At 60.1% G+C, this 14,669-nt stretch carries 15 protein-coding genes; 5 read left to right on the top strand and 10 right to left on the bottom strand.

Going from position 1 to position 14,669, the window contains the following annotated elements:
- Nucleotides 1-19: 19 nt before the first annotated feature.
- On the top strand, nucleotides 20-970 hold the full coding sequence (locus GXB78_RS02630; protein WP_329514042.1) for a 2-hydroxyacid dehydrogenase: 951 nt from the start codon (nucleotides 20-22) through the stop codon (nucleotides 968-970).
- 1,011 nt (nucleotides 971-1,981) lie between these two features.
- On the opposite strand, the gene GXB78_RS02625 is transcribed toward GXB78_RS02630, so the two are convergent.
- Together GXB78_RS02625 and GXB78_RS02620 are read right to left on the bottom strand one after the other, a co-directional pair.
- Nucleotides 1,982-2,323, bottom strand: coding sequence for a YajG family lipoprotein (locus GXB78_RS02625; RefSeq protein ID WP_329514041.1), 342 nt, complete (start codon nucleotides 2,321-2,323; stop codon nucleotides 1,982-1,984).
- A gap of 86 nt (nucleotides 2,324-2,409) precedes the next feature.
- Nucleotides 2,410-3,051, bottom strand: coding sequence for an ATPase (locus tag GXB78_RS02620; protein ID WP_329514575.1), 642 nt, complete (start codon nucleotides 3,049-3,051; stop codon nucleotides 2,410-2,412).
- Between the two features lie 167 nt (nucleotides 3,052-3,218).
- Between GXB78_RS02620 and GXB78_RS02615 the strand changes: the two genes are divergently transcribed.
- The 3 genes from GXB78_RS02615 to GXB78_RS02605 all read left to right on the top strand — a co-directional run bounded on the left by GXB78_RS02615 (nucleotide 3,219) and on the right by GXB78_RS02605 (nucleotide 5,247).
- Entirely contained in the window at nucleotides 3,219-3,467 is a 249-nt protein-coding gene (locus tag GXB78_RS02615; protein ID WP_122507053.1) for a hypothetical protein, read from the top strand.
- Nucleotides 3,468-3,571: 104 nt separating this feature from the next.
- Nucleotides 3,572-4,729, top strand: coding sequence for a GGDEF domain-containing protein (locus GXB78_RS02610; protein ID WP_329514040.1), 1,158 nt, complete (start codon nucleotides 3,572-3,574; stop codon nucleotides 4,727-4,729).
- Nucleotides 4,730-4,737: 8 nt separating this feature from the next.
- A complete protein-coding gene (locus GXB78_RS02605; RefSeq protein WP_329514039.1) occupies nucleotides 4,738-5,247 on the top strand; it encodes a PaaI family thioesterase in 510 nt (169 codons plus the stop codon).
- Between the two features lie 194 nt (nucleotides 5,248-5,441).
- On the opposite strand, the gene GXB78_RS02600 is transcribed toward GXB78_RS02605, so the two are convergent.
- On the bottom strand, nucleotides 5,442-7,646 hold the full coding sequence (locus GXB78_RS02600) for an OsmC domain/YcaO domain-containing protein (RefSeq protein ID WP_329514038.1): 2,205 nt from the start codon (nucleotides 7,644-7,646) through the stop codon (nucleotides 5,442-5,444).
- Nucleotides 7,647-7,866: 220 nt separating this feature from the next.
- Between GXB78_RS02600 and GXB78_RS02595 the strand changes: the two genes are divergently transcribed.
- Entirely contained in the window at nucleotides 7,867-10,476 is a 2,610-nt protein-coding gene (locus GXB78_RS02595) for a bifunctional diguanylate cyclase/phosphodiesterase (protein WP_329514037.1), read from the top strand.
- Between the two features lie 3 nt (nucleotides 10,477-10,479).
- On the opposite strand, the gene cydB is transcribed toward GXB78_RS02595, so the two are convergent.
- The 7 genes from cydB to GXB78_RS02560 all read right to left on the bottom strand — a co-directional run.
- Nucleotides 10,480-11,481 (bottom strand): cytochrome d ubiquinol oxidase subunit II, encoded by a 1,002-nt coding sequence (cydB, locus tag GXB78_RS02590; RefSeq protein ID WP_329514036.1) that lies wholly within the window; start codon nucleotides 11,479-11,481, stop codon nucleotides 10,480-10,482.
- Between the two features lie 12 nt (nucleotides 11,482-11,493).
- Complete coding sequence (locus GXB78_RS02585) at nucleotides 11,494-12,867, bottom strand: cytochrome ubiquinol oxidase subunit I (protein ID WP_329514035.1); 1,374 nt, start codon at nucleotides 12,865-12,867, stop codon at nucleotides 11,494-11,496.
- 3 nt (nucleotides 12,868-12,870) lie between these two features.
- On the bottom strand, nucleotides 12,871-13,260 hold the full coding sequence (locus GXB78_RS02580; RefSeq protein WP_329514034.1) for a VOC family protein: 390 nt from the start codon (nucleotides 13,258-13,260) through the stop codon (nucleotides 12,871-12,873).
- A gap of 23 nt (nucleotides 13,261-13,283) precedes the next feature.
- The gene (locus GXB78_RS02575; protein WP_329514033.1) at nucleotides 13,284-13,499 is read right to left on the bottom strand and encodes a hypothetical protein; all 216 of its coding nucleotides are present in this window, start codon (nucleotides 13,497-13,499) and stop codon (nucleotides 13,284-13,286) included.
- 76 nt (nucleotides 13,500-13,575) lie between these two features.
- Nucleotides 13,576-14,055, bottom strand: a complete 480-nt coding sequence (locus GXB78_RS02570) for a hypothetical protein (protein ID WP_329514032.1) — start codon at nucleotides 14,053-14,055, stop codon at nucleotides 13,576-13,578.
- Nucleotides 14,056-14,192: 137 nt separating this feature from the next.
- Nucleotides 14,193-14,444 (bottom strand): hypothetical protein, encoded by a 252-nt coding sequence (locus GXB78_RS02565; RefSeq protein ID WP_329514031.1) that lies wholly within the window; start codon nucleotides 14,442-14,444, stop codon nucleotides 14,193-14,195.
- Between the two features lie 22 nt (nucleotides 14,445-14,466).
- The coding region (locus GXB78_RS02560; RefSeq protein WP_329514030.1) for a hypothetical protein at nucleotides 14,467-14,669 on the bottom strand (203 nt) is incomplete at its 5' end.

The raw sequence follows: 14,669 nt of genomic DNA, 5'->3' as shown, positions 1-14,669 counted from the left end.
ATTGCGTAACGAGGTAGCCATGAAGCCAGAAATCCTGCAACTGAGCCCGATCCTGATCCCGCAAATCAACGCGCGCCTGGAAGAACTGTTCACCGTACGCCGCTACTTTCAACAAGCGGACAAAGCCGCCTATATAAAGGAACACGGCGCCAACATTCGCGGCGTCATCACCGGCGGCCACACCGGCATCAGCCAGGCGCTGATGGCGCAACTGACGAACCTGGAAGTCGTCGCGGTCAACGGCGTTGGCACCGACGCCGTCGACCTCGCCTACGCCCGCGACCGCGGCATCCGCGTCACCGCCACCATCGGCGCCCTCACCGAAGACGTCGCCGACCTCGCCATCGGCCTGCTCATCTCGGTCTGCCGCGGCCTGTGCACCAGCGACCGCTACGTCCGTTCCGGCCAATGGCCGCAAAGCCCAACCCCACTCGCCCCGCTGCCGCTGGCCCGACAAGTCTCCGGCATGCGCATCGGCATCGTCGGCATGGGCCGCGTCGGCCGCGCCATCGCCGTCCGAGCCGCCGCCTTCGGCTGCCCGATCAGCTACACCGATCTGCGCCCCATGAGCGACGTCCCCCACACCTTCGTCGCCGACCTCAAACAACTGGCCCGCGACAGCGACGCCCTGATCCTCGCCGCCGCGGCGGACAAGGGCGAAGCGATCATTGATGCGCAAGTGCTGCAAGCGCTGGGCAAGGACGGTTACCTGGTCAACGTCGCCAGAGGCAAACTGGTGAATGAGGCGGATCTGGTTGCCGCGCTTGCCGCTGGCGAGATTGCCGGGGCTGGGCTGGATGTGTTTGTCGATGAACCGAATGTGCCGGAAGCGTTGTTTGGTAACGAACAGGTGGTGCTGCAACCACATCGGGCCAGCGCCACGCTTCAGACACGCACGCGGATGGGGGAAATGGTGGTGGCGAGTCTGGTCGATACGTTTGCGGGGAAAGTGCCGGTTGGGTGTGTGTGACGGGGTGAATGGTTGTTTGGGACAGGCTGCAGATCGCGGTTGTGTCAGTGAAACCCAGCCCCCCCTCACCCCAGCCCTCTCCCCCCAGGGGGCGAGGGGGAAAGGGAGCCGATCTTCGTTGAATTCGAGACCGAGTTCGACGCGGAGTCTTAGGTCGACGTATCTTCAACAAACACATCGATCAATTCCCCCTCTCCCTCTGGGAGAGGGTCAGGGTGAGGGCTGGCCCTGGAGCAACCGGATCGCAAGGCAAACGAACACTCCCCAATCATCATCATGTTTGCCTGATACACCGCTATCGCGAGCAGGCTCGCTCCTACAGTTTTGATCGAGTGCATTCAGTAACATCCAGATCGGCTGTCAGGCCGCCTTCGGGAGCACGCTTGCTCTCACAGAAAAGCAAAAGCAAAGGCCAGATCAAAAGATCGCAGCCTTCGGCAGCTCCTACAGTGGATCGCGCTCCACTCAAAAACAGGTCGGCTGTCAGGCCGCCTTCGCGAGCAGGCTCGCTCCCACAGAAAAGCAAAATCAAACCAAGCAGGCCGCCCCGCCACCCAATACGATGAGCGTTAGCTCGAGTTCCGCTTTTGATCCTGGAGCCAGTTGGCAGGCTGAGCGGAGGGATTGATCCGGGCGTGGGAGCGCAGCGACCGTACGACGCAGTCGTACACAGCGGAAGGAGGTGCAGCGAAGCAAACCGGAAACGCTGCGCCCGGATCGATCCCGCAGCGAAGGAACCCCGAGCCCCAGCGAGCGGGCCGAACGTCAGGGCGAAGCCTTTTTGGGTACTTTTTCGGCGTCTGGAAAAAGTGCCTCGCCGTAAGGGCGAAACCGCCAGCCGCAACACCGCAAGAAACAGATATGCACCCAAAACCCGAAGAGCATGGTCGGCCCAAAGGCCGCCAAGAACACAAAAAAAACCCCACAACCGGAAACCCAGTGTGGGGCCAAAAAATTGGTTGGTTGCGGCCAACCAAAGGAGCTCTGTAAAAAACCACCCAAGCGCTCAGATCAAATGCAATCCTGAGCCGCCCGCTCAAAACTCGAAGGCAGCAAATTCGACGCCAGCAAATGCCGCTCATAAATGAACACCTTGCCGCCCTTCCCCGCCTTGTAGGCCTCCAGCACGTTATCCGCCGACACCTTGCTCGGCACCACAATCCGATAACTGCGCTGACTCTGCGAAACCGTCGGATTCAACGCACTGCCCTGCAACTTCGGCACCACGCACTCGGCGTACTGCGCCGGCGTCTTGCTCGTCTGCAACGTCAAAGTCGGATCGTTCGGCGCCGAAGCACAACCGGCGAGCAACAGGGAAACAAAAGCCATGACAGGCACGAATAAAGGACGCATCGGGGTAATCCTGAAAATAAAGGTTCGGTTCAACCGGCAACGGTTCGACTTCACGGCGCCGCCGTTGCCATTTACGTTTTTGAGAATCAGCTCGACGCCACCAGGGCCTTGAGCGACACATCGAATTGCTTCAGCGCGTCGAGTTGCAGGTCACGCTGCTGATTGATCTGTGCAGCGATTTGCGGCGCCGCCTGGTTGTGCACCCAGACCGACGGCAGCTCTCGCTCGATCGCCCCTTGCGCCTTGCCGATGTATTGCAGATCGGCGTCGTAGAACCGCGCAGAAAAGCGCGCCTCGACCAGACTGTTGCGCTGGGTCAGCAAGCGATTGAAGGTGTCGAGCTTGACCACCACATCCGGATGGGCCTGCACCAGCGCATCGAGATTGTCGTAAACAGTCACCGAGACGAACTGCTGCTGCAGCGAACTCACCAGCCAGTCGAGGGCCAGTTCCGGATCGGAGCTGCCGACAAAGGCGTCGCGGATTCGCGAGTCCAGCGCGTATTTCGCGCCGTTCAGCGCCATGTCGTGGTAGCGCTCCAGGTATTGCAGGTTCTGCAAGGTGTTCTCACTCAACAGCACACCCACGGTCTGCGTGTGCTGCAACGCCGAGGCGCTGGCGGTGATGGGTTGCAGGTGACACGACCGGGCGTCGTCTGCATAAGCCGGTGCGGTAACCAACCCGCCCATCAGCAGGGCGATCATTGCCAGTCGAGTCAGAATGTTCATCGCGCAATTTCCTTGAGCTGCGTCTTCGATGGAGGCGATTTTCCGCCGATCGCCGGCAAAGCAGAACTTGCGTTTCTTGATGGTCACTATTACTTCCAGCAATAGTTGCGTGCCGCGCAGACTGATGCACACTGCACAAACCCAAGAAAAATGATGAGGGTCTCGCCTTGAGAACGTTTGATCTGATCCGTGACGCCGTGCTGCCCGAATATCGCGACCGCGTAGCCGAATACCTGATGCAGTACGAAAGCATCCTGCTGGACAAAAACAGCCGCGATGCACAATTGATCCGCGACACCGCCCAGCAACTGCGCGGTTACCTGCGCGGGCTCAACACCACTCGAGTGCTGGGCATGGCCTATTGGGAAGAGCTCGACCGCCGCGTTGTCGACACTTGGCTAAGCCCGCAAGAGTGAATGCTGGAGCGCCAGTGGTCTGCCCGGCAACGTGCCCCCTGCGAAAAACCTGACCAAACGCTTACAATCGCAGGCCTATTGCCATACAGACAGGCCTGCCCGGAATGCCGCTCGATCCGCCAACGATGCTGACCATCACGATCGCCCTCGCAGCCGCTGCCGCGATGTACCTGGCGGTCGAGTGGCGCAGCATCCGTGAGCCTTCGCTACTGTTCTGGAGCGCCGGTTTCGCCACCATCACCATCGGTTCCACCCTCGCCCTGCTGCGCAGCAGTGGTTTTCTGCTGCTGGGCATCTGGTTCGCCAACGGCCTGCTGGTGACCGCGCACTTCTTTTTCCTGCTCGGTGTGGCGCGCTTCACCCAGACCCGACTGTCGCCGGCGTGGTACCTGATTTTCGCGACGTGGCTGATCATGCTGCTCTTGCCGGACGGGCCGCTATGGTCGAAAGCCATGCTGGTGGCCAACTCGCTGCTGGTCGCGATTCCGACGCTCAAAGCCAGTTCGCTGCTGCGTCCACACGGCAAGTCGTTGAGCGTCGGCGCGGTGCAATTGCGTTATGTGCTGCTCGGCCACGGCATCTTTTATGTGGCCAAGGCCCTGACCGTGGTGATCCCCGGCACGCTGATCGATCTGGCAGCGTTTCGCGGCGAGATCATTCAGATCTCGCTGGTCGAAGGCGCAATGGCAATCATGTTGATCGCCCTGTCGATGACCGGTACCGAGCGTTATCGCCGGGAAAAGCAGATCGCCCGCCTCGCCGAACGCGATCCGCTCACCGCCCTTTATAACCGCCGCGCCCTGGAAAAACGCACGCCACGCCTGCTGGCCGGAGTTTGCGCGCAACGCCCGGGTGCGCTGCTGTTGATCGATATCGACAACTTCAAACTGGTCAACGATCAGTACGGGCACATCGCCGGCGACCGCTTGCTGATTGCCCTGAGCGAAATGATCCGCGCTCATCTGCCGGCCCATGCGCTGACCGCACGACTGGGCGGCGATGAGTTTCTGATGCTGCTCAACAACGCCCCAGCCGAAGCTATTCTTGAACTGGGCAATGCCTTGCGCGAACAGTTTCTGGCCATGGCGTCGCACACCTATCCCACGTCCGCTGCGGTGACCTTGAGCATCGGCGCCACCCTGTTCGACAAACCGCCGGCCAGTCTGGATGCGCTGATCGAACTGGGCGACGCCGCGCTTTACGAGTCCAAACGCGGAGGACGCAACCGCTTGCGCCTGTCCGGCCTCGCCACTCCAGGATGACCCACGCCATGTCCAGCCATGACACCCCACTGCAAGACCTCGCCGCCCCCGAAGGCGTTTGCTACGGCTGCGGCGGCCGCAACCCGCACGGCCTGCACGTCAAAAGTCGCTGGGACGAAGACGGCCGCCATGTGATCGCCGAACACCTGCCTGAAGCCCAATACTGCGGCTGGCCGGATCTGGTTTACGGCGGGCTGATCGCCATGCTGGTCGACTGTCACTCGAACTGGACCGCCATGGCCTGGCACTACCGCGCAGAAAGCCGCGAAGCCGGCAGCCTGCCGCGCATCGATTGCGTGACTGGCAATCTCGGGATCAAGTTCATCAAGCCAACGCCAATGGGCGTATCGCTGCTCTTGCGCGCGCGGATTGAGGGTGAGGTCGGGCGCAAGACCCGGGTGATTTGCGAGGTGTATGCGGGGCAAGTGCTGACGGCGGTGGGTGATTCAGTGTTTGTGCGGGTGGATACGGGGCAGTTGGCGGATGCGGCCCATGGCCGCAAAAACCCCTCACCCTAACCCTCTCCCAAGGGAGAGGGAACTGACCGCGGGGTTTGGTCGAACTACGCCGACTTGGGAAACCGAGTCGAACTCAAATCTTGAGAAGCCCGAATATCGGCCCCCTCTCCCTCGGGAGAGGGCTGGGGTGAGGGGCTGCGGTTTACGTCACGCAGCCACATCCAAGCCGAAAGCGAAACATCAAAGCCCGCTCTTCAAAGCCCCAAAGCCGCCACACCCGCCCGCGCCGCATGCAGCTTCTTGTAGCTCTCGATCAAGCGCAAATGCCGATCCAGCCCTTCCAGCTTCATGCTCGTCGGCGTCAAACCGTAAAACCGCACGCTGCCATTCACCGAACCAATCGCCGCATCCATACGCTCGTCACCGAACATACGGCGGAAATTCGCTTCGTAGTCTTCCAGCTCCAGGTCTTCATCCAATTCCATCTCCAGCACCACATTCACAGCCTGATAGAACAAGCCGCGCTCAACGGTGTTGTCGTTGTATTGCAGGAACGCCTCGACCAGATCCTTGGCCTCGTCAAACTTCTGCAGCGCGAGGTAGATCAGCAAGCGCAGCTCGAGAATCGTCAGCTTGCCCCACGGCGTGTTGTCGTCGAACTCGATGCCGATCAGCGTGGTGATATCGGTGTAGTCGTCCTGCTCGCTGCGTTCCAGGCCCTGGACCAGATTGCGCAAGCCGACCTTGCTGAGATTGTGCAGGTTGAGGATGTCGGCGCGAAATTGCAGGGCTTTGTTAGTGTTGTCCCAGATCAGGTCTTCGATCGGGTAGATCTCCGAGTAATCCGGCACGAGGATGCGGCAGGCCTTGGCGCCGATGTGCTCGTAGACCGCCATGTAGACTTCCTTGCCCATGTCTTCAAGGATGCCGAACAGGGTTGCGGCTTCTTCGGCGTTGGAGTTTTCGCCTTGGCCGGAGAAGTCCCACTCGACGAACTCGAAGTCTGGTTTGGCACTGAAGAAGCGCCACGACACCACGCCGCTGGAGTCGATGAAGTGCTCGACAAAGTTGTTCGGCTCGGTCACCGCCTGCCCGGAGAACGTCGGCTGCGGCAAGTCGTTCAGGCCTTCGAAGCTGCGGCCCTGCAACAGTTCGGTCAGGCTGCGTTCCAGCGCGACTTCCAGGCTCGGGTGCGCGCCGAACGAGGCGAAGACGCCGCCGGTGCGCGGGTTCATCAGGGTCACGCACATCACCGGGAACTCACCGCCCAGCGAGGCATCCTTGACCAGCACCGGGAAGCCCTGCTCTTCCAGGCCTTTGATGCCGGCGAGGATGCTCGGGTATTTCTCCAGCACTTGCTGCGGCACATCCGGCAGGGCCATTTCGCCTTCTAGAATCTCGCGTTTGACCGCGCGCTCGAAAATTTCCGACAGGCACTGCACCTGCGCTTCGGCCAAGGTGTTGCCGGCGCTCATGCCGTTGCTCAGGTAGAGGTTTTCGATCAGGTTGGACGGGAAGTACACCACTTCGCCGTCCGACTGGCGCACGAACGGCAGCGAGCAGATGCCGCGCTGGGTGTTGCCGGAGTTGGTGTCGTACAGGTGCGAACCGCGCAGCTCGCCGTCGCGGTTGTAAATGCCGAGGGTGTAGTCATCGAGAATTTCGCTTGGCAACTCGTCTTTCGGACCCGGTTTGAACCATTTCTCCTCCGGGTAATGCACAAACTCGGCATTGGCGATGTCTTCGCCCCAGAACTGATCGTTGTAGAAGAAGTTGCAGTTCAGGCGCTCGATGAACTCGCCCAGCGCCGAGGCGAGTGCGCCTTCCTTGGTGGCGCCCTTGCCGTTGGTGAAGCACATCGGCGAATGCGCGTCGCGGATGTGCAGCGACCAGACGTTGGGCACGATGTTGCGCCACGAGGCGATTTCGATCTTCATGCCGAGGTCGGCAAGGATCTTCGACATGTTGGCAATGGTCTGTTCCAGCGGCAGGTCCTTGCCGGCGATGTAGGTGCCCGCCTGCGAACCGGCCTGCGGCATCAACAAGGCCTGGGCATCGGCGTCGAGGTTGTCGACTTCTTCGATGATGAACTCGGGGCCGGTCTGCACCACTTTCTTCACCGTGCAGCGGTCGATCGAACGGAGGATGCCCTGGCGATCCTTGTCGGAGATGTCGGCGGGCAATTCGACCTGAATCTTGAAGATCTGGTTGTAGCGGTTTTCCGGGTCGACGATGTTGTTCTGCGACAGGCGAATGTTCTCTGTCGGAATATTGCGCGTGTCGCAGTACAGCTTGACGAAGTAAGCCGCGCACAAGGCCGACGACGCCAGGAAGTAGTCGAACGGCCCCGGTGCCGAGCCGTCGCCCTTGTAGCGGATAGGCTGATCGGCGATCACCGTGAAGTCGTCGAACTTGGCTTCAAGTCGAAGGTTGTCGAGAAAGTTGACCTTGATTTCCATGCAGGATTACCAGAATACGGCTAAACGAATGGCGGCCATTATCCGGTTTTTGTGCGGGAAGTCTCGCCCTTTCGGGATTCGCCGCTGGCCGGCGATGCTGGACATTCCGTGGGATTCGCTACACTTTGAACAAATCAGGCGATGTCATAGAACAACAATCTGAACATTGTGCCCGCGCCATTGTTCTAGATTCACAAGACACCGGATCAAGGACGAGCACATGGCCGTTACCCTCGCTACGCAGCCGATCCCTACCCCGCAACGCGCCGTAACCCGGCGCCTGGCGATCGCGGTTGGGGCGTTGTTCGTTGCTGGCGTCATAGCCGCGATCAGCACATTGCTAGGCATCGCCAATACCCTGGATGCCAAAGATCTGGAACAGAACCAGTTCTACTCCGTGCGCGCCGTGGAAAACCGCATCACCGCTTCGAAAAACTACATCACCAGTTACGCCTACTGGACCCGCGCCTATGAGGCCTTGAGCGGGCCGATCGACACCGAATGGGCGTACACCGAACAGAACATGGGCAAGACCCTGTTCACCAGCGATGGCTACGACGGCGTGTTCGTCCTTGATCGCCAGCGCACCAAGTACGCAGTGATTCGCGGGCAGATGGTCGAAACCGACGTGGCCACGGTGCTGCAAGCGCCCGCCTCGATGCTGGTCGAGCAAGTGCTCAGTCAGCCTGATCTGACCAAGCCGATCAGCAGCTATTCATTGTTCGAAGGCTGGCCGGCGCTGATCACCGCTGCGGCGATCATTCCCAACGACGAGCGCCCGCTGGATGAACTGCGAAACACCTCGGTGCTGGTGTTCGTCGACAAGCTGACGCCGACCAAACTGCGCAAGATCGGCAGCGGTTATGGCCTGACCAATTTGACCCTCGCCCCGGATGAAACCATTCAAACCGGTCAGCCACGCGTACCCCTCGACAGTACCGGCTACAGCCTCGTCGCCGACCTGCAACGACCCGGCCAGCAACTGTTGTGGTCGCTGGTGCCACCGCTCGGCGCAACGTTCCTGGTCCTGATGCTGCTGACCGCCTATTTCTTTCGCCACGCCTTGCGCTCGTCGCAATACGTCGACAACAGCATCCATGCGATGCAGGCGTCGAATCAGGCACTCGAAACGGCCAACCATGCACTCGAAGCCAGTGAAGAACGCTTTCGCGCCGTGGCCGAGGCGGCATCGGACTGGATCTGGGAGGTCGATGGGCAGTTGGCGCTGACGTACCTGTCGGCGCGGTTCAGCGAGGTGACCGGCTACCCACAGGCCTTCTGGCTGGGGCAGGAAATTGGTGAGCTCCTAACCTGCGATACCACGCCGCTGGAACTGTGGCTGCGCAAACTCAGCGACGAAAACAGCGCCGGCGACCTGCGCTGCACCTACCGCGATGAATCCGGGCAGCCGCGTCATTGTCGCCTGTCCGCACGACCGATTTTCGACAAGGAAAACGTCGTCGGCTATCGCGGTACCGCCAGCGACATCACCGACGAGGTCGCCGCTCATGCGCAAATCCAGCACCTGTCGATGCACGACGCCCTTACCGGTCTGCCCAACCGCAACAAGCTGGCGCGCTATCTGGATGAAGTGCTGCTATTGAAAGAACATGCGCCGCCACTGTCGCTGCTGATGATCGATCTGGACAACTTCAAACCGATCAACGATTCCCTCGGTCACCCGGCCGGTGACGCGGTGCTGCAAGAAGTCGCCACACGTCTGCGCGAATGCACTCGCGAAAACGACATCGTCGCCCGGCTGGGCGGTGATGAATTCGTCGTGGTGCTCAACGGCATGGACAGCCATCACGAGATCGACAAGTTCTGCACACGCCTGATCGGCAGCCTGCATCAACCGATCAATTACGAGCAGCATCCTCTGCACATCGGCGCCAGCATCGGCATCGCTCTGAGCCGTCGTCACGGCTTCGTCGCCAGCGACCTGATTCGCTATGCCGACATCGCGCTGTATCAGGCCAAGTCCGACGGCAAGAACACCTGGTGCTATTTCGAAGCGCACATGAGCGACCAGATCCAGACGCGGCGGCAAATGGAAGATGACCTGCGCCGTGCGCTCAAGCACAACGAGTTCGTTCTGCACTATCAGCCGCGTTACAAAGTCGATGGCAAACAGATTGTTTCGGTCGAAGCGCTGGTGCGCTGGCAGCATCCGACCCAAGGTTTGCTCGGGCCGGACGTGTTCATTCCGCTGGCCGAGCAGACCGACCTGATCGTGCCGCTGGGGCGCTGGGTCCTGCGCGAAGCCTGCGAAACCGCTCTGGACTGGCCGTCTGACATTCTGTTGTCGGTCAACCTCTCGCCTGCACAGTTTGCCCTCAGCGATGTGGTCGAGGATGTTCGCGAAGTGCTGGTGGAAACGCGTTTCCCGGCGAGCCGCCTGGAACTGGAAATCACCGAGAACGTGATGCTCAACGATACCGATGGAGCGCTGGCCACCATGAACCAGCTCAAGGAACTCGGCGTGCGCCTGAACATGGACGACTTCGGTACCGGCTATTCGTCGCTCGGTTATCTGCGCGCCTACCCATTCGACGGGATCAAGATCGACAAACGTTTAATCGCCTCGATCAGCAGCGGCACCAATGATCGTGCCGTGGTTCAGGCGATCATTGGCCTGGGCAAGGCCATGGGTTTGACGGTGACTGCCGAAGGCGTCGAGACCGAGGAGCAACTGGCGATTCTCGGCAAGGATCAATGCAACGAAGTGCAGGGCTACTTCATGAGTCGGCCGATCGACAAGGCGGCTTTTGCCGACCTGCTGCGGGCTTCGAGGCTGTCGCCGGTCAGCAAAAAGCGCCGGGTTACCTGAAGCTCAGCCGTCGTTGGCAACGCGCACCTTGCCGCTGAACACGCGGAAACCGAAGGTGTTGTAGGCCAGGGTGATCGGTATGAGCACGGCGAAACCGGACAGCATGAAGATCTGGCTGTTCGGACTGGAGGCGGCGTCGCTCAGGGTCAGATCCGGCGGAATGATGAAGGGATACAGCGCGACCAGCATCACTGCGAAGGCGAGGACGAAGACTCCCAATGCGGCGAACAGTGGCAGGCAATCGAAGCGGCTGCGGAAACCGTTGATAAAGACCATCGCTAAAGCGCTGACGAACATCCCCGCTGGCAACCACAGCCAGATACTGGCAAGCCGCCGGGCGTATTGCGGCTGCAACGTTGCTGTCCACGCGATCAACACCAGCAGTAACGCCGCGACAACCAGCGCCAGCAAGCGAGCCTGACGTGCCGAGCGTCGTTGCAGTTCATCCAGGGTGCGCCAGTACAACCAGCACGTTCCCAGCCAGACGTAACCCAGCACCAGCACCAGACCGCAAAACACCGGGAACGGGTTCAGCCAGTCGCGGCCATCACCGATGTACTGACCGCCCTGATGGGCGACGCCTTGAACCAAGGTGCCGAGCACCATGCCCTGGACAAACCCGGTCAGCAACGAAGCCAGCGCCATCACACTATCGACGATGCGCTTGCGCTTCTGGGTCGCTGCGTAGTCGCGAAACTCCAGCGCCATGGCCCGCGCGATCAATGCCAGAAACATCACGATAAACGGCAGATACAGCGCCGGCAGCAGAACTGCGTACGCCAGCGGAAACAATGCCAGCAGCCCGCCGCCGCCAAGCACCAGCCAGGTTTCGTTGGCGTCCCATACCGGCAGAATCGTCACCGCCATGGCCCGGCGCTGCTGGCTGCAACGCGTCAAGCCCATCAGCATGCCGACGCCCAGATCGGTGCCGTCGAGTAACACATAGTTCATCACCGAGAACGCCAATGCGGCGGCGCACAACAGCGTCAGCCAGTCCGTGTCCATGTCTGCGACTCCTCAGTGCCCGGTTTCGTCGGCAAGGGTTGGCTGCGGACCCGGTTGATCCTGCTGCGGCGGCTCACGCAGCAGGCGCAGCAACACCCACAGGCCGATGCCGAAGATCAACAGGTAAAACAGCAGGATCAGCCACGTCGATCCCACGACTTGCGCCCTGGACACTGACGACAGACTGTCGGCCGTACGCATCAGTCCATAGACCGTAAACGGCTGTCGCCCCACTTCAGTAACCACCCAGCCACTGAGCATGGCCAGAAACCCGGCCGGCGCCAGCAGCACGCAAGCGCCCAGCCACCGGCGCGCCGTGTACAGACGATGGCGCCGACGCAGGATCAGGCTGACCACGCCCTGCCCGAGCATCAACAGGCCCAGCCCGACCATCAGCCGGAACGCGAAAAACACTGGCGCCACGGGCGGAATGTCCTCAGCCGGGAATTCATCAAGCGCGGCGATGGTGCTGGTCAAGTCGTGATGCAGATACACGGAGCCGATGCGTGGAATGGCGACTTCCCAATGATTGCGTTGCTCGTCGCTATCCGGCCAGGCGAACAGCCGCAGTGGCTCGCCTGCGCCCTGCTCCGGCCGCGTCCAGGAGCCTTCGACCGCCGCGACTTTTTGCGGCTGGGCGTAGAGACTGTGCCGGCCATGCAGATCACCGACAACAATCTGCACCGGCATCAGCAGCGCAATCACCCACAGCGCCATGGAAAATTGCAGCCGAGCGCGTGGGTTGTTTGGGGCCTTGCGCAACTGCCAAGCGCTGATGCCGGCAACCAGCGTCGCACTGCCGATGAACACGGCGAGCAGCATGTGCGCCAGGCGATAGGGAAACGAGGGATTGAAGATGATCGCCCACCAGTCTTCGGCGAGGAAACGCCCGTCGGCGCCAATCGAATAGCCGGCGGGGGTTTGCATCCACGAGTTGGCGGAGAGAATCCAGAACGCGCTGATTATCGAGCCCACGGCCACCGCACAAGTGGCGAAAAAATGCAGACGCGGACCGACCTTCTTCAGGCCGAACAGCATGATGCCGAGGAAACCCGCTTCGATGAAAAACGCCGCCATCACCTCGTAGAACATCAGCGGACCGAGGACGTCACCGGCCTGCACCGACAGCCGCGACCAGTTAAGGCCGAACTGATACTCCAGAATCAACCCCGACGCCGTGCCCACTACAACGTTGAGGGCAAACACTTTGAGCCAGTAGCGATAGACATCCAGATAAACCTGGCGCCCGGTCCTCAACCACAACGCTTCCAGCACCATGAGGAAATTCGCCAGACCAATGCTGAACGCCGCCAGCACGATGTGGAAACTGATCGTGATTGCGAACTGGGCACGGGCCGCCATCAGGGCCGAATCGACAGCCTCCATCCATCATCCGCTGTAGAACACAGCAAGCTTGTTGCCTTCGGGGTCGCGCAGATAGGCGACATAAAAGTCCGGCGTATAGTCCTCGCGCGTACCCGGCGCGCCTTCGTCGCTGCCGCCATTGTCCACCCCAGCCTGGTGCACTTGATCAACCTTTTGCCGTGAGTCGGCGCGAAACGCCGGCATCATGCCGTTGCCCGGAGTTGCCGGCTCGCCATTGAAAGGCTTTGAAATGTGCACGCTGCCGGGACCGTTGGACTTGTCGATGCAATCCGGCAGGTAAAAACAATAGTGTTCCTCGCGATCATGCCGGTAGCCAAGCGGCGTCAGGATCGCCTTGTAAAAAGCCGCCGAGCGCTCGACATCGTTGGCGCCGACAAACAGATAACTGAGCATGGGATTTCCTCCGATGGCAGTTTTCAGCCGTGCGTTTCTTCCTGGTTCTGGGTAAACAGGTTACCGGCGTCGCGCACCAACTGGCGCCACTCCGCACTGGTGATCAGGCCTTGCTCCTCCATCTCGTCGGCAGCCTTGAGCAGTTTGTCATATTGTTGTTCCGGATCCAGAGCGGCCTCGGTCTGCTCCGCCATCTTGCGCCAGGTCGCCAGTGATGCCTTTTTTTGCTGATCGAACATACGGGTATCTCCTGAGGGACTTACCCGGTAGAAAAATCAGTGCGGCAGAGGTTCAGGGCAGACGACGGATGGACGGTTAATGCACAAAACCTTGGAGGAGTGAGCCTGCTCGCGGTAGCGGTATATCTGTCAAATTGAATTTGAATGTGCCTCCGCCATCGCGAGCAGGCTCGCTCCCACAGAGAAGCAAAATCAAGATCAAAAGATCGCAGCCTTCGGCAGCTCCTACAGTTGGATCGCGTGAATTCGACAGGAATTCGGTGACCTTCAGATCGACATCGCGAGCAGGCTCGCTTCCACGGAAAAGCAAAAGCAAAAGCAAAAGATCGCAGCCTTCGGCAGCTCCTACAGTTGGATCGCGTGAATTCGATAGAAATTCGGTGACCTTCAGGTCGACATCGCGAGCAGGCTCGCTTCCACGGAAAAGCAAAAGCAAAAGCAAAAGATCGCAGCCTTCGGCAGCTCCTACAGTTGGATCGGGTGAATTCGACAGAAATTCTGTGACCTTCAGGTCGACATGGCGAGCAGGCTCGCTTCCACGGAAAAGCAAAAGCAAAAGATCGCAGCCTTTGGCAGCTCCTACAGTTGGATCGCGTGAATTCGACAGAAATTCGTTGACCTTCAGATCGACATCGCGAGCAGGCTCGCTCCCACAGAAAAGCAAAAGTAAAAGATCGCAGCCTTCGGCAGCTCCTACAGTGGATCGCGTGAATTCGACAGAAATTCGTCGACCTTCACGTCGACATCGCGAGCAGGTTCGCTTCCACGGAAAAGCAAAAGCAAAAGCAAAAGATCGCAGCCTTCGGCAGCTCCTACAGTTGGATCGGGTGAATTCGACAGAAATTCGGTGACCTTCAGATCGACATCGCGAGCAGGCTCGCTCCCACGGAAAAGCAAAAGCAAAAGATCGCAGCCTTTGGCAGCTCCTACTGTTGGATTGAGCACAACCTCAAGATCAGGTCGGCTGTCAGGCCGCCTTCGCGAGCAGGCTCGCTCCCACAAAAGCAAAAAGCAAAGCAGCGCAGCTGCCCGCGGCGAAGCCGCCCCACTCAACAATGAGCGTTAGCTCGAGTGCTTTTGATCTTGATCTTGATCCACGGGCGACGTCGGAAGGCTGAGCGGAGGGATTGATCCGGGCGTGGGAGCGCAGCGACCGTACGACGCAGTCGT

The sequence above is a fragment of the Pseudomonas moraviensis subsp. stanleyae genome, assembly GCF_036283065.1.
GTDB lineage: Bacteria > Pseudomonadota > Gammaproteobacteria > Pseudomonadales > Pseudomonadaceae > Aquipseudomonas > Aquipseudomonas stanleyae.
This window is presented reverse-complemented; position numbering and strand designations above follow the sequence as displayed.